The organism is Streptomyces sp. ISL-36 (genome assembly GCF_018614205.1).
Taxonomy (GTDB): domain Bacteria; phylum Actinomycetota; class Actinomycetes; order Streptomycetales; family Streptomycetaceae; genus Streptomyces.
This window is the reverse complement of record NZ_JAGGOS010000024.1, coordinates 49108-70654: the sequence shown is the minus strand read 5'-3', so window position 1 is coordinate 70654 and position 21547 is coordinate 49108. Positions and strand designations below refer to the sequence as shown.

The 21547-nt window shown below is 69.6% G+C and carries 23 protein-coding genes; 7 read left to right on the top strand and 16 right to left on the bottom strand.

What is annotated here, in order from left to right; translation table 11 throughout:
• Positions 1–170: 170 nt before the first annotated feature.
• Complete coding sequence (locus J7E93_RS06780; RefSeq protein WP_215066402.1) at positions 171–668, bottom strand: hypothetical protein; 498 nt, start codon at positions 666–668, stop codon at positions 171–173.
• 383 nt (positions 669–1051) lie between these two features.
• Here J7E93_RS06780 and J7E93_RS06775 point away from each other — a divergent pair, with 383 nt between their 5' ends.
• A complete protein-coding gene (locus tag J7E93_RS06775) occupies positions 1052–1573 on the top strand; it encodes a hypothetical protein (RefSeq protein ID WP_215066400.1) in 522 nt (173 codons plus the stop codon).
• 383 nt (positions 1574–1956) lie between these two features.
• On the opposite strand, the gene J7E93_RS06770 is transcribed toward J7E93_RS06775, so the two are convergent.
• Positions 1957–2625 carry a hypothetical protein gene (locus J7E93_RS06770; protein WP_215066398.1) on the bottom strand — a complete coding sequence of 223 codons (669 nt, stop codon included), beginning with the start codon at positions 2623–2625 and terminating at the stop codon, positions 1957–1959.
• 297 nt (positions 2626–2922) lie between these two features.
• Here J7E93_RS06770 and J7E93_RS06765 point away from each other — a divergent pair, with 297 nt between their 5' ends.
• Entirely contained in the window at positions 2923–3435 is a 513-nt protein-coding gene (locus J7E93_RS06765; protein WP_215066396.1) for a hypothetical protein, read from the top strand.
• 342 nt (positions 3436–3777) lie between these two features.
• On the top strand, positions 3778–3912 hold the full coding sequence (locus J7E93_RS37770) for a hypothetical protein (RefSeq protein WP_285440885.1): 135 nt from the start codon (positions 3778–3780) through the stop codon (positions 3910–3912).
• Between the two features lie 62 nt (positions 3913–3974).
• Here J7E93_RS37770 and J7E93_RS06760 read toward each other — a convergent pair whose 3' ends face one another.
• From J7E93_RS06760 to J7E93_RS06695, 14 genes are all read right to left on the bottom strand, one after another.
• Complete coding sequence (locus tag J7E93_RS06760) at positions 3975–4322, bottom strand: hypothetical protein (protein WP_215066394.1); 348 nt, start codon at positions 4320–4322, stop codon at positions 3975–3977.
• 16 nt (positions 4323–4338) lie between these two features.
• Positions 4339–5229 carry a hypothetical protein gene (locus J7E93_RS06755; protein ID WP_215066392.1) on the bottom strand — a complete coding sequence of 297 codons (891 nt, stop codon included), beginning with the start codon at positions 5227–5229 and terminating at the stop codon, positions 4339–4341.
• Positions 5230–5258: 29 nt separating this feature from the next.
• Complete coding sequence (locus tag J7E93_RS06750) at positions 5259–5555, bottom strand: hypothetical protein (protein ID WP_215066390.1); 297 nt, start codon at positions 5553–5555, stop codon at positions 5259–5261.
• Positions 5555–8026, bottom strand: coding sequence for a DEAD/DEAH box helicase (locus J7E93_RS06745; protein ID WP_215066388.1), 2472 nt, complete (start codon positions 8024–8026; stop codon positions 5555–5557). The genes J7E93_RS06750 and J7E93_RS06745 overlap by 1 nt, the downstream gene beginning before the upstream one ends.
• A gap of 114 nt (positions 8027–8140) precedes the next feature.
• Positions 8141–8812 carry an AAA family ATPase gene (locus J7E93_RS06740; protein WP_215066387.1) on the bottom strand — a complete coding sequence of 224 codons (672 nt, stop codon included), beginning with the start codon at positions 8810–8812 and terminating at the stop codon, positions 8141–8143.
• 69 nt (positions 8813–8881) lie between these two features.
• Positions 8882–9214 carry a hypothetical protein gene (locus tag J7E93_RS06735; RefSeq protein ID WP_215066385.1) on the bottom strand — a complete coding sequence of 111 codons (333 nt, stop codon included), beginning with the start codon at positions 9212–9214 and terminating at the stop codon, positions 8882–8884.
• A gap of 70 nt (positions 9215–9284) precedes the next feature.
• The gene (locus J7E93_RS06730) at positions 9285–9794 is read right to left on the bottom strand and encodes a hypothetical protein (protein ID WP_215066383.1); all 510 of its coding nucleotides are present in this window, start codon (positions 9792–9794) and stop codon (positions 9285–9287) included.
• Between the two features lie 237 nt (positions 9795–10031).
• A complete protein-coding gene (locus J7E93_RS06725; protein WP_215066381.1) occupies positions 10032–10841 on the bottom strand; it encodes a hypothetical protein in 810 nt (269 codons plus the stop codon).
• Complete coding sequence (locus J7E93_RS06720; RefSeq protein WP_215066379.1) at positions 10838–11095, bottom strand: hypothetical protein; 258 nt, start codon at positions 11093–11095, stop codon at positions 10838–10840. Before J7E93_RS06720 ends, J7E93_RS06725 begins: the two co-directional genes overlap by 4 nt.
• Positions 11092–13341: a Mucin-19 gene (locus tag J7E93_RS06715; protein WP_215066377.1), complete on the bottom strand. Its 2250-nt coding sequence runs from the start codon at positions 13339–13341 to the stop codon at positions 11092–11094. The genes J7E93_RS06720 and J7E93_RS06715 overlap by 4 nt, the downstream gene beginning before the upstream one ends.
• Positions 13342–13353: 12 nt before the next feature.
• Entirely contained in the window at positions 13354–14787 is a 1434-nt protein-coding gene (dnaB, locus tag J7E93_RS06710) for a replicative DNA helicase (protein WP_251066145.1), read from the bottom strand.
• 76 nt (positions 14788–14863) lie between these two features.
• Positions 14864–16045 (bottom strand): hypothetical protein, encoded by a 1182-nt coding sequence (locus J7E93_RS06705; protein WP_215066375.1) that lies wholly within the window; start codon positions 16043–16045, stop codon positions 14864–14866.
• A gap of 656 nt (positions 16046–16701) precedes the next feature.
• On the bottom strand, positions 16702–17946 hold the full coding sequence (locus J7E93_RS06700; protein WP_215066373.1) for a helix-turn-helix domain-containing protein: 1245 nt from the start codon (positions 17944–17946) through the stop codon (positions 16702–16704).
• Positions 17946–18308 (bottom strand): putative quinol monooxygenase, encoded by a 363-nt coding sequence (locus J7E93_RS06695; protein WP_251066144.1) that lies wholly within the window; start codon positions 18306–18308, stop codon positions 17946–17948. The genes J7E93_RS06700 and J7E93_RS06695 overlap by 1 nt, the downstream gene beginning before the upstream one ends.
• Before the next feature lie 257 nt (positions 18309–18565).
• Between J7E93_RS06695 and J7E93_RS06690 the strand changes: the two genes are divergently transcribed.
• From J7E93_RS06690 to J7E93_RS06675, 4 genes are read left to right on the top strand one after another with little or no spacing between them, the layout of a single operon-like run.
• On the top strand, positions 18566–19048 hold the full coding sequence (locus tag J7E93_RS06690) for a hypothetical protein (protein WP_215066371.1): 483 nt from the start codon (positions 18566–18568) through the stop codon (positions 19046–19048).
• The gene (locus J7E93_RS06685; RefSeq protein ID WP_215066369.1) at positions 19045–19467 is read left to right on the top strand and encodes a hypothetical protein; all 423 of its coding nucleotides are present in this window, start codon (positions 19045–19047) and stop codon (positions 19465–19467) included. The genes J7E93_RS06690 and J7E93_RS06685 overlap by 4 nt, the downstream gene beginning before the upstream one ends.
• On the top strand, positions 19464–21116 hold the full coding sequence (locus J7E93_RS06680; RefSeq protein WP_215066367.1) for a hypothetical protein: 1653 nt from the start codon (positions 19464–19466) through the stop codon (positions 21114–21116). Before J7E93_RS06685 ends, J7E93_RS06680 begins: the two co-directional genes overlap by 4 nt.
• The gene (locus tag J7E93_RS06675) at positions 21116–21505 is read left to right on the top strand and encodes an RRQRL motif-containing zinc-binding protein (RefSeq protein WP_215066365.1); all 390 of its coding nucleotides are present in this window, start codon (positions 21116–21118) and stop codon (positions 21503–21505) included. The genes J7E93_RS06680 and J7E93_RS06675 overlap by 1 nt, the downstream gene beginning before the upstream one ends.
• Positions 21506–21547: the final 42 nt, after the last annotated feature.

The window sequence follows — 21547 nt, the reverse complement described above, 5'->3', positions numbered from 1 at the left end:
CCGCGACAGGGCCTTCATCTGGTGTGACTGAGCGTCCAGGTTGGCCCCTTACCGCCTGAGTTGGCCCCAGCTGAGCGCGAGAGATGGCCCGCCCTAGGCGAGCAGGGCCCCCGCACAGGTGAGCCGTGGCATCGCAGCCTGCGGCACAGTCGACGACGGATTCGATCGCGTCACTTCCGCCGCCGTGGTCGGCGTTCCGTTGCTGTCCGTGGCCTTGGGGGGAGGTCGCCTTCGCGTTCCCATTCGACTCCGGAAGCATCCATGAAGCGGATGGACGGAACCAGTGATTCGCCAGCACCGATCTCCATCTTGGAGAGGAGCTCATCGGGAAGGGGCCATTCCCAGAGAGCTCCAGCGTTGATCGTTCCGCTCCGCTCGCTTTCGACCGCGCGGAGGGTTCGTGTCTTCGGATCGACTAGCCCGATGACCTGAGCGTCCAAGAGGGGGTGGCCACTGTGGTTCGTGATTGTGACGTTCGAATACTCCCGAACTGCGCAGGTAACCAGCCGGGCCTGTGCTGATTCCCGCTCCCGACGCTCGGCATCCCGGTGACGGCCCTCGCGGATGGCGACGACCGCGGCCACGCCCGCCACGAGCAGAGTCCCGCCAGCGACAGCGAAGTTTGTTCCGATCAGCCACCATTCAGAGGGATTCATCTCATTTTCCATAGCGCCATGATCACCGTCACCGAGGCCTGCAGGGCGAATGCGGCCCTCTTCCGGAGGTTCGCTCTGGGCGCCACCAGTGTTGGGCCCATCTGCACTGGTCACGGGGTCGGGGTCGCAGCGCCTCGGCCGGCCTGATCACCGGCCGTTGGTGCCAGTCCCCTCGGCGCAATGACATCTATCGCGCGGTCGCACTGGCCGGGCCAACCCCAACGCTCAGACGGGTCAACCCAAGCGCTAAAGGGCCAGATCGGCTGCTCAGTCACATCTGTGTGACTGAGCGCCACATCTGGCGGGACTCGCCAACTGAAGCGCCCACCTTCCAACACCCTGACGTGCAGGAACGCCCTGCGAAGCGTCTCCTGCCTTCCTTACACTCCCGGCTCATGGAATCTGAAGTCATAGCGGCGCTCATCGCGACCCCTGCGGTTCTCGTCACGGCCGCCGCCGCATGGGCCGCAGGCCGCGCGCAAAGCCATGGCACCTACCACGGAACGGTTGACGCGGTACGCCGTGCTGCTCAACGCGAGGCATATGCCGGGCTGTACCAAACAGCACGGCGCTTCAGAGAACACTTCGATGCAGCCCGACGGGCAGACCTCGGCAATCCGCCTGGGGATCCCGCGCTAGTCACCGAGATGCACGCAGCGCTCGACGCCCTGGAGCATGCGGTCAACATGGTCTCCCTGGAAGGACCTGACCGTATCGCCGAGATCGCAGAGAGCATGTACGGCAACGCCCGTCGTTTCGGGGGACAACGCTTCGGAGGAAGCCGCATCATTGTGATCGATACGGACAGCCCAGAAGGGATGAGGAGCTTCAACGAGGCGATCGACTCGTTCGACAGCGACCTTGCAGATCTGCTGCTGGAAGCCCGGCGATATCTGAACGGAGGCCCCTCGCGCTGACGGCCTGGGCAAACAACGCGGGCACGCTCGCTTCCGGGCTCTGCCGACGTTGTGCCGAGTGGGGCAGGGCGGCAGACGATTGGATGTTCGATCAGCGTGTTCACCCTGCGAAATGCTCAATCCGCCAACTCGACGGCTCAGCCGCCATCTGGGGTGCTCAGTCACAATCTGGTGTGTGTCACTCGTGTGGAGCATCAATGCCGGTTCAGAGCGGGCGAGATGGCCTGTGTGCCGCTCTGGCGGCCTGCCAGGCGGTCCGGTGTCGCGCCACACCGGCTACTTGGAGATCGGCCGCCTAAGCCGCCTTTCTGTGGGTCGATTTTTGAGCGCGTTGCACTATTTTGTCGTTTCCTCCCTGCATAGCCGCTTGGGCGGGCTGGGCTTCAGGCCATGGCGGCAAGTGGTGAGCGCTGACCTTTGCCGACAGTCCGCAGCTGTTTCCAGTCGATGTCGGGATGGGTGGCGGGCAGGGCGTCGATGTCGACGGTGCGGAACATGGGTACGTCGACCGCGCCGGCCCGCGACGTGCCGAACCGCACCTCGCGCCATTCGGCGGGCTTCACCCAGGACAAGCGCAGCATGTGGTCGAAGTCGGCGCGCCGCACGCCGAGTCGCTCGGCGGCCTGGTTGGGGCCGAGCGGGGTGTCGGCCGCGACCAGAGCGGCCAGGTCCTCGCGCTGGCAGACGACGTCCACCTGGTCGGGGTTGAGCAGCACGCCGTCGGGGTTGGTGGTGAGGTCCTTCAGCAGCCCGCGGTCGATGAGGCGGCGGACCACGAAGGTGCCGACGTTCGCCTTCTCGTCGGGCTGATTCGGCGTGCCGAGCGCTTCGGCGATCCGGTCCGCAGCCGCGCCGCCTGAGATCGGCTCGCGGGGGAGCGAGGCCCGGACGGTGTCGGGGTCCATGGCCTCTACGGCGGCCCTCGACCATCGGCCGGAGGGTGCGTCGGGGGCCGAGATGACGCCGCTGTGACGGGCCCAGCGGAAGGCGGCGGCGGGGACGCGCAGGCGCTTGGCTGCCTGGCTCGCGTCGTACTCGGTGCGTCGTGCCACGGAGATCTCCCTCTCTTTCACGGTCGCCTCGAAGCAGGCGGACAGAACATGACAGACCATTTGGAAAGGTGTCAAGTGCTGGCAAATGTGGGCGGGTTGGGCGTGCTCTCCTAGATCCGCGCCCGCGTACACGAAGAGAAATCCACTCGCTCGGGCGACAAGACCGAGGCCCCTGCCACGCAACGACTGGGTGGCGGATAGACGCCGACTGCAGAACCGCAGCGGGCCGCACAGATCTGTGCGGCCCGCTGCGGTTCTGCTCAGGTCCTGGCTTACGAAGTCTCTTCAGGCTCCGGCGTGGACGAGGCGGTGCCTTTCCAGCGCTGGTCGCGTTCACGCACCGGGACCGACCCCACCAGCATTTCTAGGCTGCGCTCACCGCGCGCTCCCCACGCCTTCCTCGTCCCCGACGCGTCGACGGAGATCCTGACCGTGGCCCTCAGTGCCGTACGCGAGGACGAGCGGACCGACTACGTGCAGCGCCTCCAGGTGTTCACCGAACAGCACCGCGAGCGCCTGGAGAAGATGCTGGCCGCGTACGGGCCGGGCAGCGCTCCCGCCGAACACGGCCGCTACATGCTGGTCGGCCAGCCCGAGAGTCTGATCATCGTTGTTCGGGTCGGTGCAGGCCCACGTGCACCGCAGCGACACCGCCAGGATCTCTTGCCGCGTCGAGCGCCGTGTCCGGGGGGGCGGGGCCTCGGTCTGGGTAGCGCGGGAGCCCTGCTGCCGAAATGGGCGAGCAGCTGGGCGTTGGACTCGGCACGCCCGAGCTGGGAGGCGGTGGTGTCGGCGATCTGCAGGAGTTGACTCGCGACTGCCCGTACGTCCTTGAACCAGCCCGTTTGCGAAAGTCTGGTCGGAACCGTGCGGGGGGCTGTTCTCGGATACCCAGGTATGGGCGTCGGCCACCGCCCCGGCCTCGATCGTCGAGACCAACCCGTTCGCCTGGGCGGGGGGTACCCCAGCCCGCTGGCGAGCGGAACCGCCGGGACTGGTCCGGCGACACGCCCTGATCGTCGGCGGGTGACATCGTGGCTCGGTTGTTCGTTGATCCCACATGCCTGTACTGCCATCACCTGAAGAGATCGAAGCCGCCAAGACGTCCAAGGGGGCGTGGACGCGTGCCCAGCTCGCCGAATGGGGCGTGCCGTGCCCCCGCCCAAGGGATGGAAGGACGAGCTGATCGAGCGCTGGGAGGCCGCACGCCAGGATGGCGCACCGCCGCCGCCCCTGACCCGCCCGGCCCCGGCCGACTTCGCACAGGGCACGCTCGACTTCGGCTGACCAGTTGACAGCGGGGCCGGACAGGATCACCCCTGCCCAGCCCCGCTGTCGTTCCCGGCTGCTCACCGGCTGAGGCGGATACGCGGCCCCCACACGAACTCGAGGTCGTCCAGGAAGACCGTCTCCAGCTCCTTCTCCCACTGGCCGCGCAGGAGGAACGGGGCACTCTCCATCCGCTCCACGATGACCAGGGTCTCGGGCTGTCCGATCAGCGCGTACCGGCCGTGCGAGGCGGGCTTGCTGCCCGGCCCGTGCGTACGCAGCATCTCCTCCAGGCGGGCGCGGTGCTGCTCCACGAACGCCTCCAGGCGCTCGATGTACCCCTCGCGTTCCTCGGGGCGCACCGCGCTCAGAGCGACGTCCAGGAAGTCACTGCCGTCCGGCCAGTGCCGCTCGCCTGGTGCGGCCACGGCCCACGGGAAGCGTTCAGCGGCCGCCAGGACGTCCTTCGCGTCCAGCGCCGGGGGCCGGGGCCGGTTCCTCCACCGGAGTCTCCTGCGGGGCGGGGGAGGCGGGTTGCTGAAGGTGGGCGACCAACATGGCGCTGGATGCGGCGGTGGTTGCCAGCGGCGTGCCCAGCGCTTCCAGGTGGGCAAGGAGAAGGCGGGCCAGGGTACGGCCGTGGTCGCTGCCGTGCGGTTGCTGGGGGATGCTGCCGTCGCCCTGATCGCCGGGGTAGGCGAGGTGCCAGGGGTATACGACGGTGCGGTGGAAGAAGTCGGCGAGCACCTCGAACAGGTCGCTGGCGTCGGGTCCGGGCTCGTACGCGCCGGCCACGGCGGCCGCGGCGCTCCCGATCTCGGCAGCGGTCTGCGAGAGCGCGTCCAGCATGTGCCGTGCGGAGTTCGAGGGGGTGTCCTCGAAGACCTCCATGATTCGGTACAGGCCGGGGGAGCCGTAGAGGTTGCCCTCCTTCGCGCGGCGTACCTTCACCGCGGCCTCCTCGACCGAGTCGGCGGTGGCCAGGTTGGTCAGCTCCGAGGCGCCGGGGTGCTCCGGATCGGTGCACCTGGCGTGGACCTGGTAGATCCCTCGTTGTTCGGGCGGCCGTACTCCGCCCGACGCGGGGTGCCCCTGCCAGCGCTCCTCCGGATCGCCGGCAGGCGTGTATCCGTCGAAGACCTGGTGCGACACCAGATTCCGGATCCGCTTCAGCTCCGTCATCCGCACTGCCGCCCGGTGCTTCTCAGCAGGGCCCGAAGGCTCCGTCCCGTCCTCGTCGGTGGCGATCAGTTCGCCCAGCTGCTCGTACGTCAGGCCGGTGACCTCCCGGCGGACTTCCACCCGGAGCTCGGCATCGCTGCGCGCTGTCGTCATGTCGGTCCTCTGGTCAGTGCCGTCGGTGGTCACGCGGAGTCTCCCTGGTCGGCGCGGGTCCGGTTGGCGACCCAGTCCGGATCGCGTACGGGCGTCGGCGCTCGGGTCTCGGTGGTGGGGGTGCGCATGATGCGCCAGCTGGTGCGCGGCGCGGTGACGGCGTGGACCAGGACGACGACGGCCTGGCGGCCGAAGCCGCCCCGGACCCACGCCCCGGTGAAGCGGACCTGATCGGCCGCCCAGTCGCTCAGACGCTGCCACGGGCGTAGACGTCCGAGCAGATAGCCGGCCGCGAGCGCGGCGGCCGCGGTGACGACGACGCCCATCACGACCACCGCATCCCGAGGGCGGAGAGCTCCCCCACGCGCTCAGGCGCGAGTTTCGCGGCCTTCACGCGCTGCTGACTGATCCAGGCACCGAGCCGCACGGTTTGGTCGCCGACCTGCTCGGTGTGGCTGCGCGGCACTTCCAGGTGCCCCTCGCGCTCGTGGTACTGCCGGGCGGCGGCCAGGTTCTGGGCCCACATCTCGGCCCGTGTGCGCTTGGCCGGCGTGGCGGTGATGCCCAGCACGCTGGTGAGCATCCACTGCTGGGTCGCGGTCAGTTTGGCGAAGCCGGCGCGCTGGGCGGTGGCCCACTTGCCCAGGTCTTCGCCGTCCGCGACGACCAGGCCGGCCTTGTCCGGCAGTGTGTTTCCGGCCTTGGTGTGGTTCCAGGCGAGGCGGAAGAGGCGCTGCCAGTCGATGCCCCAGTTCGGGCACCAGCCGGGGTCGATCTCCTCGAGGGCCTGCCGGCGCTCGTCTGCCAGGGGCGCTGTGCCGCCGTCTGGTTCGGGCAGGCCCGCGGCGCGGCAGTGCTCGAGCTCGTCGGCCTTGCGGGCGGCCGCCCGCTGGTTCTTCAGCCAGCGGCCCACCGGGTACTCGCCATGGGCGGCGTCGACCGGCGCGGCCAGGCCGACTTCGTGCTCGGCCGCCCAGGCGGCGGCCGCGGCCAGGCCTTCCTCGAAGCCGGCGTCAAACGACGACCACACCATGCCCAGCTTCTCCAGCTGCGCGGTGCGCTCGGCGTCCATGCGGCCGGCGTTGTAGTGCCGGCGGCAGTCGGTGACCCACACGCCGAGCGGGAAGTCGGCCGGGCTCCACTCGGCGGGGGTGCGGTAGCCGTAGGACACGCGCAGGTCCTGGTGCTCGGCAGCGTAGCGCTGGGCGGCCTGGATACCGCGCCGCCAGTGGACACGCTCAGGGTTGAGGACGCGCAGCTCGATGAAGGCGGCCAGCTGGCGCGCGTCTCGCGGGGCGGAGAACCGCAGCAACTCCTTCGCGGGCCGGCTGACCGCTGCCGTGTCCTCGTCGTCGCCGTCCTGGTCCAGGTCCTCGTCGTCGGCGAGTTCCTCGCGCGGCTCGGGTACGCGGGCGGTGGAGCGGCTCGGCTCGGTGAGCTTCTCGATCCGGGCGTCGTGCGCACGCAGTGCGGTCAACAACTTGGCCAGCCCGGCGTAGGCGGGGGAGGTGAGCAGCGTGTCCGGGCTCTCGCCGGGGGCGAGGAACGCGGGCACGACCAGGGAGGCGATCTTGCCTTCGCCGGGGTGCATGCGCAGCGCGCGGCCGACGGCCTGGACCAGGTCGGGCATGGAGCCGCGGACGTCGCAGAAGACGACGGCGTCGCATTCGCGGGTGTCGACGCCCTCGCCGAGGACCTTCACCGACGCGACCAGCGACAGCGCCGCCTCGGTGCCGACATCGGTGACTCCGGCGGCCAACTGGCCCAGCACGCCCCGCCGGTGGGCCGGCTTGTGCTCGCCGTGCAGCCACTCCGCCCACACCTCGCCCTCAGCCGGGTACAGGTCGGGGTCCTTCGCATGCAGTTCGCCGGCCTTGCCCGGCAGGCCCAAGGCGAAAGCCTCGGCTTCGGCCACCCGCTGATGGAAGGAGAGCACGCGGCGCAGTCCCTCCTTCGCCGACACCTTCAGCGTCGCAGCCTGCAGCGCGCCGAGACGCTTGCCGCGGACCTCTTCGCTGCCGTCACCGGCCGTGCGCAGCGCCGTGTTCAGGGCCGGGTCCTGCACGTCGACCACCAGGACCTGGTACGGGGCGACGATGCCCCGCTCGATCGCCTCCTCCAGCGACAGGAAATACGCCACCTTGCCGAAGACGCCGTCGGGGTCGTCCAGCATCGAAGCCACCAGCTCGCCCGGGCCGCGGCGTCCGGGCTCGTCCTCGTCGACCTCCCCGGCCTGCCACACCCTCGGGGTCGCGGTCATGTAGAGGCGCCGCTCGGCGGGGATGCGGGTGTTGTCATGGACGACAGCCCAGGGCTTTCCTGCCCGGCCGCTGGTGCGGTGGGCCTCGTCCACGATGATCAGGTTCCAGTGGGGGAGGCCTGCGGCGTGGGCGGCTTCCAGGAAGCCGAGGCCGAGCGAAGCGTAGGTGGCGAAGACCGTGATGCGGCCCGGGCCGCGGGTGAGCTTCACCAGCTCGCCGGCGTCGGTGGTGTTGGGGAAGCCGACCTCGTCGGACTTCAGGGAGGAGACGCCGAAGTAGCCGCCGGTCCGGCCGCCCTCGCGCCAGGCCCGGGCGGTCTGCTCCAGAAGGTCCAGGGAGGGGACCAGGACCAGGACGCGGTCGGCGGTGAGCTCTTCGGAGGTGTGGACGGCCACGAGCGTCTTGCCGCTGCCGGTGGCCATGATGACCTGGGTACGCGGGCCCGCCGGCGGCAGCGTTGTGCCCGCCGGCAGCTCGAGCTCGCGCACCGCGCCGACGACGGCTTCGGCCTGGTGCTCACGCAGGGGCTTCAGCATCTTTGTGTCTCTCACTCTCTGAGCGTTGGATGAGGCTTCCAGCCGGAGGTGGTTGCGGTCCAGCTCCCCCCAAAGCTTTGCGGATTGCATGGCTGGGGAGAGCAGCGGCCGGGGTCAGGGGCGGTGGTTGCCGACCGTGCGGACGTCGGTGAATCCCTCGTCGACAAGCAGGGGGAGGGCGGCCAGGGTCTGCTCGTGCTGGCGGCGCAGGACGGGCAGGGGTACGCGCCGGTTGGCCGACCGCCGGGCGTTACGGGCCTCGCAGGTGTCCAGGTCGGTCAGGAAGACGATTGCGGCGACGGGCCGGCCGTGCTGCCGGGCCTTGTCGACCAGGCCGCGGCGGACGCGGGCTTCGACGTTGGTGGAGTCGACGACCGTGGTGAGGCCACGTGTCAGGCGGGCCGGGATCAGCAGGTCCTGCAGGGCGACCGCTTCCCGGGTCGCGGACTGGTCACCGGCGTCGCCGGAGATTCGCTCGCGCAGCTCGTCCAGGCAGACCACCCAACTGCTGGGGAACATCGCGGCGAACCGGGACTTCCCCGATCCGCCCGGGCCCACCGGGACCACGAGAGTGCCAGGCGTGAACAGGGCCATCGACTGGCGCTGTTCGTGGTCGGCGGCGTCCTTAAGGGAGGCGCCCTGATCGCCGTAGCCGGCCGTGCGGACCGGGCAGCCCTCTGCCGAGCAGCTCCATCCGAACGTCTCACGCCGGGGGTTGGTGATGGTCGCGGGTGCCAGGGTCCGGTGCTGGAAAGTGATGTGCGCGGTCGGAGCGGTGCTGGTCATCGAGGCCTCCGGGGCGGGCGAGGTGGGCGGGGCGTTCTTTACGGCGTAAAGAACGCCCCGGGTGGGGGTCTACTGCGAGGCGGCCCAGGCCGCGTACTCCAGGCGGACATAGCCGCGGGGGAAGGCGGCCCACTGGGTGTCATCGGGGCCGACCGGTCCGGCCGTGGTGCCGTGCTCGGTGTCGTAGCCGATGAGCTGCTGAATCGGCCGTAGGGCCCCGGTCTGCGCCTTCCCGTCATCGGGGTGGGCGTTCAGGGTCTGCCGGTCGCCGAGCGCGGCGTATCGCAGCAGCCACTCGCGCTCGGGGATCGAGCGCCGCAGCCGCATCAGTTCGTCTCCTTCCAGGTGCAGGGGCGGCGCCGTGGCGTAGGCGACTTCGGGGGAGGGAGGGGCGCTGGTCATGACGGGTGGTCGCTCCTGTCGGTTCGTAGGTGGCGGGCGGACGCTGCTGCCGCCCGCCGATGGATGTGGTTCAGTTGCCGGGCCCGGCGATGACCCAGCACTTGGTGGCGACGCCGACGAAGTTGATCTGGCGGTTGTCGGCCGTGTAGCCGTAGCGGCAGCTTGCGCGCTTCTCCAGCCGGACGACCTCGATGGGCTTGCCGGTCGGCGTCCGCCGGTCCCGGGCCAGCCGGATGTGGTTGTCGGACTGCTCGACGTACACGTGAAAGGGAGTGGTGACGCCCGCGAGCGTCTGCCACTTGGGCTCGGCGGCGGTCTGCTCGCTTTCCGTGGCCGGCTCAGCCGGGGTGTCGTACAGCGCGCCGATCGCGTCGGTGGCTTCGGTCAGGGTGTCGAAGAACCCGACGACGCCGTTGCGGGTGCCGGCCTTCAGGGACCATGCGGCGAAGCGCCCGCGGGAGGGGATGGCGCCCTGTTCGTCGAAGACGACGCCGAGGACGTCGGTGCCGCCGTCGGCGGGGAGGACCACGTGCTTGTTCGGGTCCAGGTCGTCAACCTCGGTCCGGGTGCTGATGGCCACGGAGCCTCCTTCGGGGTGCTGCGCGGAACCATTCCGCATACCCCCATTATGCATAGTAAAAGTATGCATAGCAAGGGAATGCATTCTTGGTGTTCGGGTGGTGCAGATGGTCCGGCAGACGGCTGCCTGCCGGGACCATCTCCAAGGGCTCGGCTCCCTGGGCGTCCAGGTGCGGATGCGGCGGACCGGCACCGTGAACGCGGCCGCCGCGAGGTGCCCGCGGCGGTCAGCGCCGGTCTAGCGGTTCGTCTTCCAAGCGCGGATCTCCAGGCCGACGATGGGGGCGTCGGGGTCGAGGCGTCCGGTCATGACGAGCCAGTTGCGCACCGCGGCGGCGACGTCACCGCCGGCGGCATCGACCATGGCCTTGAACCGGACGGCATCGAAGCCCTGTTCTCCGGAGCCGGGACCGCCAAGGTTCTGGCCGTACGCTCTTTCCTCGGTGCTGTCGGGGCGCTGGACGACATTGCGTCGCACGCCCGGGGAGTCGACCAGACGGCCGGAGTCGTGCGTGAACGCCCTCTTCTTCGCCCGCACGGTAAAAGCGATTTTTCCGTGGTTCCTGGCCGCTTCTTCCACCACCGGCCGCAGTCGGGAGGCACCGGAGGCGATGTGCTGCCTACCGGCCTTGGCCAGGGACGAGCTCCAGGCCTTCACCGGCTTCCCGTCCTTGCCGATCACAGGGCGGCCCTTCTCGTCCTTCACAACCTTCTCCGCCCGGCCGTGGTTCCTGCCCCGCACCCGGGCCTTGTAGCCCTCCCGGTTAAGGCGCGGCCGCACATGTCCCCCGGCCAGGGCCTTCAGACTCTCCATATCGCGCGGGCCGCCGGCCTGGACCTCCTGAACAACAGCCCGCAGAGCCTCCACGAAGCTGGCGCCCTTGTTCTTGGTGAAGAACTGGCTGACCAGACTCGGGTTGCGGCCAAGGATCTCGCCGACCTGCTTCTTGCTGAAGCCCTCCGCGATCAGCTGATCGGTCAGCCGCGCGGCCTCATTGCGCTGTGCACGGCGGCCGCGGCCTGGTGCCCGCCTCCTGCGCGGCGTCACGCGGCCACCCCCTCATCGTCGCCTCCGTCCTCGGCGCACTCGTGATCGGCGTACGTCGTGGTGTCGTCGCCGAACTGGCCGTCACCGCCGGCGCCGCAACCGTGGCACTCCCATTCGGCGCTCCAGGTCACCACTCCGTCGCGGCCGCAGTCGTGCCCGGACGACGCGGTGTCCTCGTCGTCCCACACCGCTTCGCCGGAGGCACCGCACTGGGGGTGCTCCCACTCTCCGCCCCACGCCACCTCAGCGTTCACAGCTCCTCCGCCTCCAGGGCCTGCCGGCCGAGGGCCTGCAGCACGTAGAACTCCTCATCAGTGGTGGGGGTCGTCTGCTCCCAGGACATGGCGCCCTTGAGCAGGTAATCGCCCGGCTCACCGCTGTACGGCCACTCAGGGCGCACCGAGCTGTAAATGGCATCGGTGCGGAACGCGAGGATCGACCCCGCAGGCAGGTGCAGCGCACCGGCGCGGGCGGGCTTACCCGTCTCCGGATCCTTCGTGCCGGTCGGGCCGGACAGCAACGCGGCCCGCGCCGCCGACCACACGCCGGCCGCCCACTCCGGGTGCGCGTACGGGTCACGGGCGAAGCCGCCGTTGCGCTCCCAGGTGACGTGCGTGTCCGTCAGGCCGGTCAGCCGGGCACCGTCCGGGATCTCAGGGACCTCGCCGCCGGCGCCGAGCTCGAGCGAACCGGTGGTGATACGCGGCCGCTGCGCGAACGTGCCGATCCCGTACAGCAGGATGCTGCGGACCGCGCGGGACGCCAGGCGCGCGGCCTGCCGCTGCTGCTCATCGCCGTGTACTTCGCCCAGGGCACGCAGCGAACGCCACGCGTCCTTCAGCTTGTTCGACCAGTCCTTGAGCGGGTCGCCCTTCTCCCAGACCAGGCCGTCCAGGATCTCGATCCGCCACGGCTGGAGCGGGTTGCGCAGCGCCAGGTTGACCTCGGCGCCGCCCGCCCAGGTGGTGAAGGTGCGGCCGCCCTCGTACGGGTAGTGCCAGGACCGCTCCCCGGGCGCCGGCGCGGGCAGGAGACCGACGTGATTCCAGTCCCTCGGGATGGTCACCCGCACCTGCCAGTGGCTGGGGGAGAACAGTGCGTCGGCCTGCTCCTTCTCGCTCATGGCCGCGAACGCGGCCGCGGTCACCCGCTGCGGCACGCCGACCCCGCTGGTCCAGGTGTGCTTGGCGTAGGCGAAGGTGCGGTCGGCCTCGTACCAGCCGGGCACCCGCTCCGGCACGCGCGGCGGCGTGATCAGCTCGGTGCGGCCCTGCCCGGCGGTGGCGTGCAGCAGGCCGCGGATCTCCTGCGACATGACCGGGTAGCCGTCCGCCCACTTCGCGCCGGCTTTGGCGGGGATGGTCCGCGACCACAGGTCCCGGCCGGTCTGCGACGGCGAACCCATCAGCACGACGTCGTCCCAGTGCCGGCGCAGAGCCTTCCACAGCTCGACGAAGGCGGCGCGGACTGTGGCCGGGTCGGCGCCGGCCGGGTCGAACCACTCGCCCACACTGCGGATTTCGGTGTGCTGGTCCTTGCCGCGCTGCCAGCGGCCCACCGGGTTGCGGGGGTGGACCAGGTGCCCGGCCTGCCGGTCCTTGCCGCGCGAGGACTCGACCTGCCACCCCTCCGGCAGCGGCCCGTTGAGCCACTGGGCCACCGCGTCCTTGAGGAATTGGTGGCGCCCGGCGTCCTGGTGCCACGGGTCACCGGCGGTGATGTAGATGCGCTCCACGTCCGCGGGGACCGTCGCGTACACGGCGGTGAGGATCTCGGCGACGCTCGCGCTCCCCAGGTCCAGGGTGACCGTGCCGGCCTGCCAGACGAGCATGCCGGTCGCGGTGTCCAGGAAGGCCATCTGACGAGTGGCCTGCTTGAAGTTGGGCCTCTTCGAGGTCAGGGTCGGCTCGGCGTAGATCCAGCGGTCACCAGCAGCGCCCTCGGGAATCGACGGCAGCTCCCGCTCCTGCTCCCCGGCCGACGCCACCGCTGTCGGAGCGGTCGGCGCGTGGGAGGGGGCGGCCGCCGTGGCGGAGGCGGGCTCGTCAAGCGCGTCCAGGTCGAACGCGCCGTCAGCCGCTGCTTCGCGCAGCCGGGTGAGCGCCGCTGCCCTGTCCTTGTCCTCCAGGCCCTGGCGTCGCAGGTCGGGCGCGGGGGCACCAGCCGGTTCCTTGATCGGCTGTGCGGCCGCCTGCCGCTCCGAGCGATCTCCGATGGCGGAATCGGTCGACGCAGCCTCCTCGGGCGCGCTGACGGGCTCCTGTGGGCCGAGAGAGGGCACCAGGGCGACGACGTCGATCACCGAAACGCCGGCGGACGTCGCGATGCGGTCGGCCTTGGCCTTCTCGAATACTCCCAGCTCCTCGATCTTCTGGTCTCGCCGGGTCGCCAACTTGGCGAGCTCGCCCTGGATCTTCGCGAGCTGCCGCTCAAGCGGCTTGATCTCGTCCCGCACCTCGCGGAGCTTGGCCAGGCCCTCGGTGTACGTCTTGTTGTCCATGTGTGTCATCCCCTAGGCCTGCGCCATGTCCTTGAACCGAGACATGTGGAGCTGCGCGGCAACTGTGATCGTGCACTTCGGGCCACCGCGGTGCTTCGCCAGGATCAGGTCGGTCTCGCCTGCACGCGGCGAATCGGCTTCGTATGCATCCTCCCGGTGGATGAGGATGACGATGTCGGCGTCCTGCTCCAGCGACCCACTTTCGCGTAGGTCTGAAACCTGGGGCTTCTTGTCAGTGCGCTGCTCGGGACCGCGGTTGAGCTGACAGAGGGCGATGACGGGCACCCCCAGCTCCTTCGCCATGAGCTTGATGTTCCGCGAGATCTCGGTGACCTCCTGCTGTCGGTTCTCGGCCTGGCGGCCACCGTGGCGCAGCAGCTGCACGTAGTCGATGACCACCAGTTTGATTCCGTGGCGCTGCTTGAGCTTGCGGGCCTTGGCCCGGATCTCCATCACCGTCATGTCCTCGGTGTCGTCGATGAACAGGGGAGCGCTCTGGATGTCCGGCATTCGCCGGGCCAGCCGGTCCCAGTCCTCGTCGGTCATCTCACCGGACTTGACGTGGTGGAACGCGATGCCGGCCTCGGCGGAGAACGTGCGGTCGGTGAGCTCCTGGCGCGACATCTCCAGGGAGAAGAACGCGGACGGGATCTTCTCCTTGATCGAGACGTTCCGCGCGATGTCGAGGGCGAACGTGCTCTTGCCGAGGCTCGGACGTGCAGCAACGATCACCATTTGGCCCGGCATCAGCCCGGACGTGACGCTGTCCAGGTCCATGAAGCCTGTCCCTAGGCCACGCAGGCCAGCCCCCTGCTTCGCGCGCTCTTCGAGGGCGGCCAGCCCATCGAGCGCAGTGTCGGCAAGTGACTGCGGATCCCCTTTGGTGCCCTGCTCGACGACCGCAAACAGCTCGGCCTGGGCGCGGTCGGCAGTCTCCGCAGGGTCGCCCTCACAAGCGAATCCCCACTGCGTGATCCTCGTGCCGGCCTCGGCCAGGCCGCGGAACACCGCACGTTCGCGAACGATTCCGGCGTAGTACGCAGCGTTCGCCGCAGTCGGAACCGACTGGACCAGGGTGTGCAGGTAGGAAGCCCCACCAATGCGGTCCAGGCTGCCGGACTTCTGCAGCTCGGCCGCCAGCGTGATCGGGTCGACCGGCTCACCCCGGCCGTACATGTCCAGGATGGCGTCGTAGATCAACGCGTGAGCCGGCCGGTAGAAGTCGCGGCTGCCCCGCAGCACCTCTGTGACGTCGGCGATGGCGTCCTTGGACAGCTGCATGCCGCCCAGGACGCACTGCTCCGCGCCGACGTCCTGCGGCGGAACGCGCTCGAAGTCGGCCGGCGCCCGCTTGTCCTCGCGGGCGGGCTCGAACGCTTCCTCTCCGTAGCTGTGCGCGTCGTCGGCCGATCGGGGCTCAGGCCGGAAGGTCTGGGGGATACTCAAGATGACTCCTTCGGGTGTCTGTGCGACGGCCGGGCCTTTCCACGGGACTACCGGCCGTCGCGGCGTTTTCAGGTCTCTACTCGGACGGCTGCGATCGTCCGGCCACTGCGGGATGGCACTTCGGGCAGCGCTGCTGCTCGTCATCGCCGACATCGATCAGCCGCTCCATCAGCGTCCGCGGGCGCTCGCCCCGGTTGCACTCCCCGCACCAGTCGGGAATGGCAAGCCGCGCGGACGGGATCGAGCCCCCCGCTTCAGTGGCACCGGCGGGCGGGAAGATGCTGGACCGGCGCTCCAGCTGCTCGATCCGGTGACGGAGCACTGCCTTGTGGTTGTCGGGAGCCTTCTTGCCGTCCTCGGTGCGGCACAGCCACAGCGCCAGCGAGGCGTCCAGCTCCCACCCCGTCTCGAGCAGCGCCTCGGCGAGTTCGGCACCCAGGGTCTTGCCGAGCTTTCGGCCCACAGCCCACGGTCGCTTCAGCTCCATCAGAAACTCGGACGCAGCCTGCACCTGCTCTTCCGACGCGAGCCGGACGGTGCTGCCCTCCCCGCCCGGCGCCGCAGGCGCCTGCTTTTCGGAGGGGGAGGTTCCTTCCTCCCCCCTGGGGGGTGTGGGGGGGAGAGCATGACCGCTTCCCGGAACGCCGGACGCGGTCCGACCTGCGGGAATGCGCTTCCGACCGCTTCCCGGAACGCCGGATACGGCTTTCCCGGTTCCGGCGTTCCGGGAAGCGGTGCGACCTGCGGTTTTACCGTCCGCTTTGTCCGCGTCCGGCGTTCCAGGAAGCGGCTCGGTGGCGTGGGGGAAGTTCGGGTCTTCCTGGGGCTCCCACGGCTCCTTCGGTGGGGCGAAGTCGGGGTTGTACGCCGGCTGCCGGTACAGCTCGTAGCGCACTTTCCCGAACCGCCCCGGGGCGCCGCCCACCGTGACGCGGCGAATGAACTTGGCATCGATCAGGCGGTTGAACGACTCGTACACCGCGTCCCGCCCTACCAGCTCATTGGCGTTCTTCGCCGAGCGCACACCCTCCTCCTGCAGGTCCCGCCAGATGTCCTTCGGGGTGAAGGCCTGGTTCTCCTCCAGGCGGAAGAGCGTGTGCAGCAACACGACGTAGTCCAGTGCGTGGGTCAGGCCCGAGCCGTAGACCATGCCCCGCATGACCGTGGTCGCGGGCGCAGGCTCAGCACCGCGAACGACGACGCCGTGCTCATCGAGCGCACGCGCGTTGGTCGGGCGCGGAACGCTGGGCCGAGTCATGCGCACCTCCCCGCCGCCGTGATGGGCATGGGAAGGCTCCGCCGCCTGGGCGCCCGCCGGCGGCTGATCTCTGCGTGATGTGACGTCTGCGTCGGTCCGCAGTCGAGCACGGCACACCTCCTAGTGGATGTTGTGCCGTGAACACTGCTCACCCGGGCTTGCCCGAAGGCTTGCCCAGAACACGGAAAGAGCAGGTGAGAGGCTTGCCCATCTCTGGGCAGGCTGGGCAAGCCCTGTCCGGGCAAGCCGGGGGCGCCAGGCCGGAGATCGTGAAAGTCGCCGGAGTGCGCGGCCGTGGCCGCGGCGAGGTGGTGCAGGTTTGACACGTACGGTCCCTTGGTAGGGAGCCGTGGATCAGCTGATCAAGGTGACGCGGAGCACCAGAGTGGGGCCCGTGCTGGGCTTCTCCTGGTGACGCCGTCTATTCTGATGGGTAGGTGACCAGACGGGCTCGTGTCCGAGGCACCCGGCGCGGTCACCGCGCTGACCACGACTCCGGTTGCTGCCAGGCTGGGGAGTCGCTTGATGGCCGTTCCTGTGTCCGCAGGGCGGCCATTGGTCATTCATGGGGGGATCTTGACGGGCATGGTGGGCATTCTCCTCTTCGGCTGAACGGCAGCAGTCCGATGACGCGCCGCCGGCTGTGAGCGGGTGGGCTAGCCGTCGGCGTCGGCTCGTTCGGCGAGCTCGAGCAACTCCGTAGACGCCGATTCGCCGCTGATCAGGACTAGCTCCCGGATTGCGGCTCGGGCTGCCGTATGCGAGCGCAGCATCTCCGGCGCGAGCTCCTCGGCACGAAGGAGGCAATCCTGCGCCTCTCCCGTCTGCCGGCGCTGGACATAGGCCCGACCGAGGTCCATCAGCAGCCGTGCCTGCCGCTCGGGTGACAGGCCGCTGGTGTCGAGCGCCTCCCCAATGTCGATGGCCTCGCCAGCGTCGCCGAGCTCGACATTGGTGGCGACCGCTTGGATCTCTACGTTGGTCGGGCCGAACTCAAGGTCGAAGTCGTTGCGATCGGCGCCCATTGCCTGGGCAACCTTTCTGGCGGCCTCGATGTCGGCCTTCGCACCGATGCGCCTGCCAGCCCGGGAGTGAACCAGGGCCAGCACCAGGTGCAGAGACCCGAGGATGGAACTCTCCTCTGGGCTCGGCGAGCGGTCGGCCAGGTGATTGCGGAGCGTCTGGAGCGCAGACAGCGCGGCGTGCTCTGCCTGGTCGAGGTGCTTGAGCCGGACGAAGGCGTGCGCGAGGCGGAAGATCCCCGCGCATACCTCAAGCGGCTGGCCGGAGGCCTCGGCTGCTCCGATCGCCCTGTCGGCGGCGAGCCACGCGGCATCGGCCTCATCCTGACGGACGAATGATGCCGACAGCGCCTGGTAGGTGCGGGCCAGGAGGCGCAGGGTCGCCACGCGATCGTCACCGCCGGAGGTCCTGACGGCACGCTCGAGGGCTGGCACCAACGTCTGCAGCTCGGTCGTGAGGCGAGCGAATTCCGAGCGATGGGCCAGTTCCCAAGCTGTGTCGACGCGGCGGGCGAGGTCCGCCACGGAAACGGGCTGCTCGTAGCTCTGCGCCCTACTGGGGAGCAGGACGTCCAAGGCAGGGTGACCGGAGATCAGCAGCCGAGCCCCATCCAGATCGTTGATCGAGGCCGGCTCCGGTGGCTCCTGCGGCTCTGCCGTCGGCAGGGAAGGCTCGAGCTTGTGGAGGGCCACACCGAGCTGATTAGCAAGGTGGCGCAGTATGTCCAGCTTCCGCACGGGAATCAGCCCGCGCTCCACTTGTGACACCCAGCTCGCGGACTTGCCGAGGCGCGCAGCCAGGTCCTGCTGGTCAAGGCCTGCCGCTTTGCGGAACTCCTTGACGCGCCGGCCGAAGGCCCGCTGCTGATCGTCCGTCACTACCTCTCCTGTGAAGATGCAGGCCGCTTGCCGGCCACCTCATCGAGGAACGTCACCTCGGTGTTGGTCAGGTACTGCTCACGTTCGGCCAGGAACCGCTTCACGTGCGGCTGTTCCTCGTGTCGGAGGAAGGCGTCGCGGTCCTCGTAGAGCTCGTAGATGACGCGGGTGGTCGGCTCTCCAACCGGCACGTGGCTGACGTATACCAGCGTCCCGGGCTCGTCCGCCTTGATCTCTTCCAGGGTCTCGGCAGCGAGTTGGTCAAACGCTGCGGCCGCAGCCGCGTCCCGTGCGGTGAAGCGAACTACCAGGCCGTACGGCATGCCGTTCCTCCTCCTCGTGGTTGTCAGCGCGGTCACCATCTCACAACATCAGGCGGATTGCGAATACCCGCCACCAAACGGTGGAAGCGCTGCTCTGTTGCGAATGTGGTGTTGACTCGCAACTGTGCTGCGAATAGCGTCGAAGTCAGTTGCTCCGCGGTCCTCCCGGGCCGAAGGAAGCGCCTATTCGGCATGTCCGAATGCCGTCTGAACTGCAAAAAGCGGCTCTCCGGGTGGTCTTGGCAGAGACCCGAAGAGCCGCGCACGAGCCGTCCGACTGAAATGGAGAACGACCCGTGAACACCATGATTGCAGGTCACCGACCCGCCTCCCAGTCCACTGAACTGGCCCGGGTCGAGGCCCTCTTCGAGCTCCAGCTGCTGACCGGCGTGAAGACCGCCCTGTGGGTCGGCGCGCCGGACGAGTCGGCGAACGAGCGGGCGGAGCGCCTGGAGTTCCTGGCCGACGTGATGCTCGGCATCGACGAGGGCGAGGCGACGAAGGTCGGCGAGAAGGCCAAGGCGGCCCGGGTGGCGGAGCTGCACCGGGTGGTCCTCGGCGAGCCGGTCGACGCGCCGGCGCTGCTGTTCCGGCACGCGCACGGTGACCCGGCCGACTGGTCCGAGGCCGACTTCGAGGCCTACGAGAACATCGCCCGCGCGGACCAGCTGCAGACCGAGCCGGAGCTGCCGGTCTTCATCGGCAAGGCCAGGGCCGGCATGGGCGCCGCCTCCGCGGTCGCCGTCCGCGAGCTGGTGGCGGAGGTGCGAGCCGCATGAGCGCCACGACCGCCACTGACACCCCGACCACTGACGCGGCGAGGCCGCCCCTGATCAGGCTTCAGGCCGTGGTCACCACCTGGTCCATCACGGGTCTGATCCTCTTCGGCGCCGCCTGGGCGCTGGGCCTGCAGGCGAGCTGGTGGCAGCGCATCCTTCTCGCGCTCCCGGTCGCCGGCCTGGCCTACCTGGACGCCCGCGGCATCGACGCCGTGATCGAGATCCGCGCTGGCCTGACCCGCGCACTGTCCGACCTCAACTGGGCGCAGATCCCCCTCGCCGTCGCCGGCGGCGCCTGGCTGCTCGGCCTCATGGCCGACGCCGGCCAGCGTCTCGCCATCGGGGTCGTCATCGCCCTGGTCGCCGCCCTGTACCACTACGCCCCGCACGCGGCGGCCCCCGCCGGAGGTACCCGATGAGCATCACCGACTTCCGCACCGCCAAGCGCGAGGACCAGGAGTCCCGGGCCCGACAGGCCCGTAAGGCCGAGGAGCTGAGGGCCCGACAGGCCCGCGAGGATGAAGAGCTGCGGGCCCGGATCGCTCGAGAAGAGAAGCAGCTGGCCTTCGAGCAGGAGCAGGCGCGCCAGGCGGCCGAGCAGGAGGCGAAGGACCGCGAGGCCGAGCGCATCCGCAGGGAGCGCAAGGACGAGGCGGATGCCGAGCTCGCGAAGAAGCAGGCCGCTCTCGCCGCGAAGGTGCAGGCCGACAAGGAGCGCCGGCGCGAGCAGGCCCGGCGGCGCAAGGAGCGGCGCGAGCGCTTCGTGGCCCAGGTCAATGCGGCGCCGAAGTGGCTCGCGGAGCAGCTGGACCTGGCGGCCGCGCTCGCGGTGATGGCGTGCAGCATCGCGCCGGCGCTCATCTCCCAGGCATCGTCGCTGAAGGACACCGGCCTGGTCGTGTCGATGGGCTGGCTCGGCTGGCTGCTGGTCACGCTGCTGCCGGTGATGCTGGAGTGCTCGGCCTGGGCCGCGACGGCCGGCGAAGCCAAGGCCATGAAGCAGAAGCGTTCGCCGTGGCCGTACCGGATCGCTGTGTACTGCTTCGCGTCGCTCGCCGCGAGCGTGAACTATTGGCACGGCGCGGACATCGGGGGCAAGACCTGGGGCGTTGCCCTCGGTTCGATCCTGGCCGCGTCGTCCATCATCCCGATCGTCGTGTGGCAGCTGGTTCAGCTCGGCCGGCACCGTGCCTACCGGGACGAGATGAAGGCCGCGCGTCAGGCCCGCAAGGACGCGAAGAAGACCCGCAAGGTCCGCAAGAAGGAGCTGCCGAGGGTCTGGGAAACGGCCGTACGGCTCCGGGCGATTGCCGGGTACGAGCGTCTGTCCGAGGAAGACGCCTGGCTCGTCGCGTACGGGGTGTACGAGGGTGCCGTCTCGGAGGTGCTGTCGGACGAGCTGCTGCGGCTGCTGTCGGCCGACATGCTCGGCAATCTGGTGGACGCGGAGGGCCGCCGGTCGGTCGTCCTGGAGGAGCTGGCGGCAGTCCGCCTGGAGCGTCAGAAGCTGTCCGAAACGCTGTCCTGGAAGGCGTCCGAGAGTGGCCCTGGGGAGTCCGTGGACGGTTCCGTGGAGGGGGTCGCAATCCTCCCCACGCGGGTCTTCGAAGGGTCGTCCACGGGGCTTGTAATTCGTCCTGGAACGCACCTGTTGCGGACGGTATCTCCGCAGATCAACACGTCCGTCCCCCCGTCCGCACACAGGTCTGAAACCGCGCCCGCGCGGACGCGCGGTACCGCCCGCCCGCGTACACGGAAGGCCCGCGCGACGGACACCGTGCGGAAGCTCTCGCCGGGCGCGAAGAAGGCCGCTGCGGAGACCGCGAAGACGGCCAGCGCGGACGAGAACGCGGCCATCGAGGCGTGGATTCTCAGCGAGATCCAGGCTGGCCGAATTCCCAACCGCGCGGGCGTCGAAGAGGAGACCGTACGCCGCCGCAAGGAAGTCCACGGCGTGAAGGCTGCGGCCAAGCTCGGCGTGCCGAGCAAGACCTGGTGCTACGACCGGCTCGCCAAGGCCAAGGCAGCTCGGGGGCCGCGTCTGGTCAGTGACCAGCGGAGCGCGTGATGCCACGGGTGAACCGCCGGTACTTCGATCCGGAAGGCAAGCGGTTCGGGATCCCGACCTGGCCCTGGCGGATGGGGCCGCCCCCGGAGGAGTGGGCCACGATGCGGCAGCTCAAGGCCCGCGGACTCCGGCCGGGCGGCCAGCCGGTCGCCGGTCAGCTCGGCTGGCGGACCCGCAGCGGCGACAAGTTCGCGTACCTCTACCGGGTCGAACTGGCCCGACCGCGACGGCCGATGACGGAGGCGATGTGGGCGTCGATCCACACGGCGCTGCGGGCCCGCCGGATATGCCCGGCCTGCAAGCACGAACGCGATTACGAGATTCCCAGACGGTACGGCGTCTGCAACGACTGCCCCGGCGGCGCGAACGACGAAGCGGCCGCCGCGTAAGGCGAAGACCAACCAGCTGAAGAGCGCGAGACGAAACCGCCG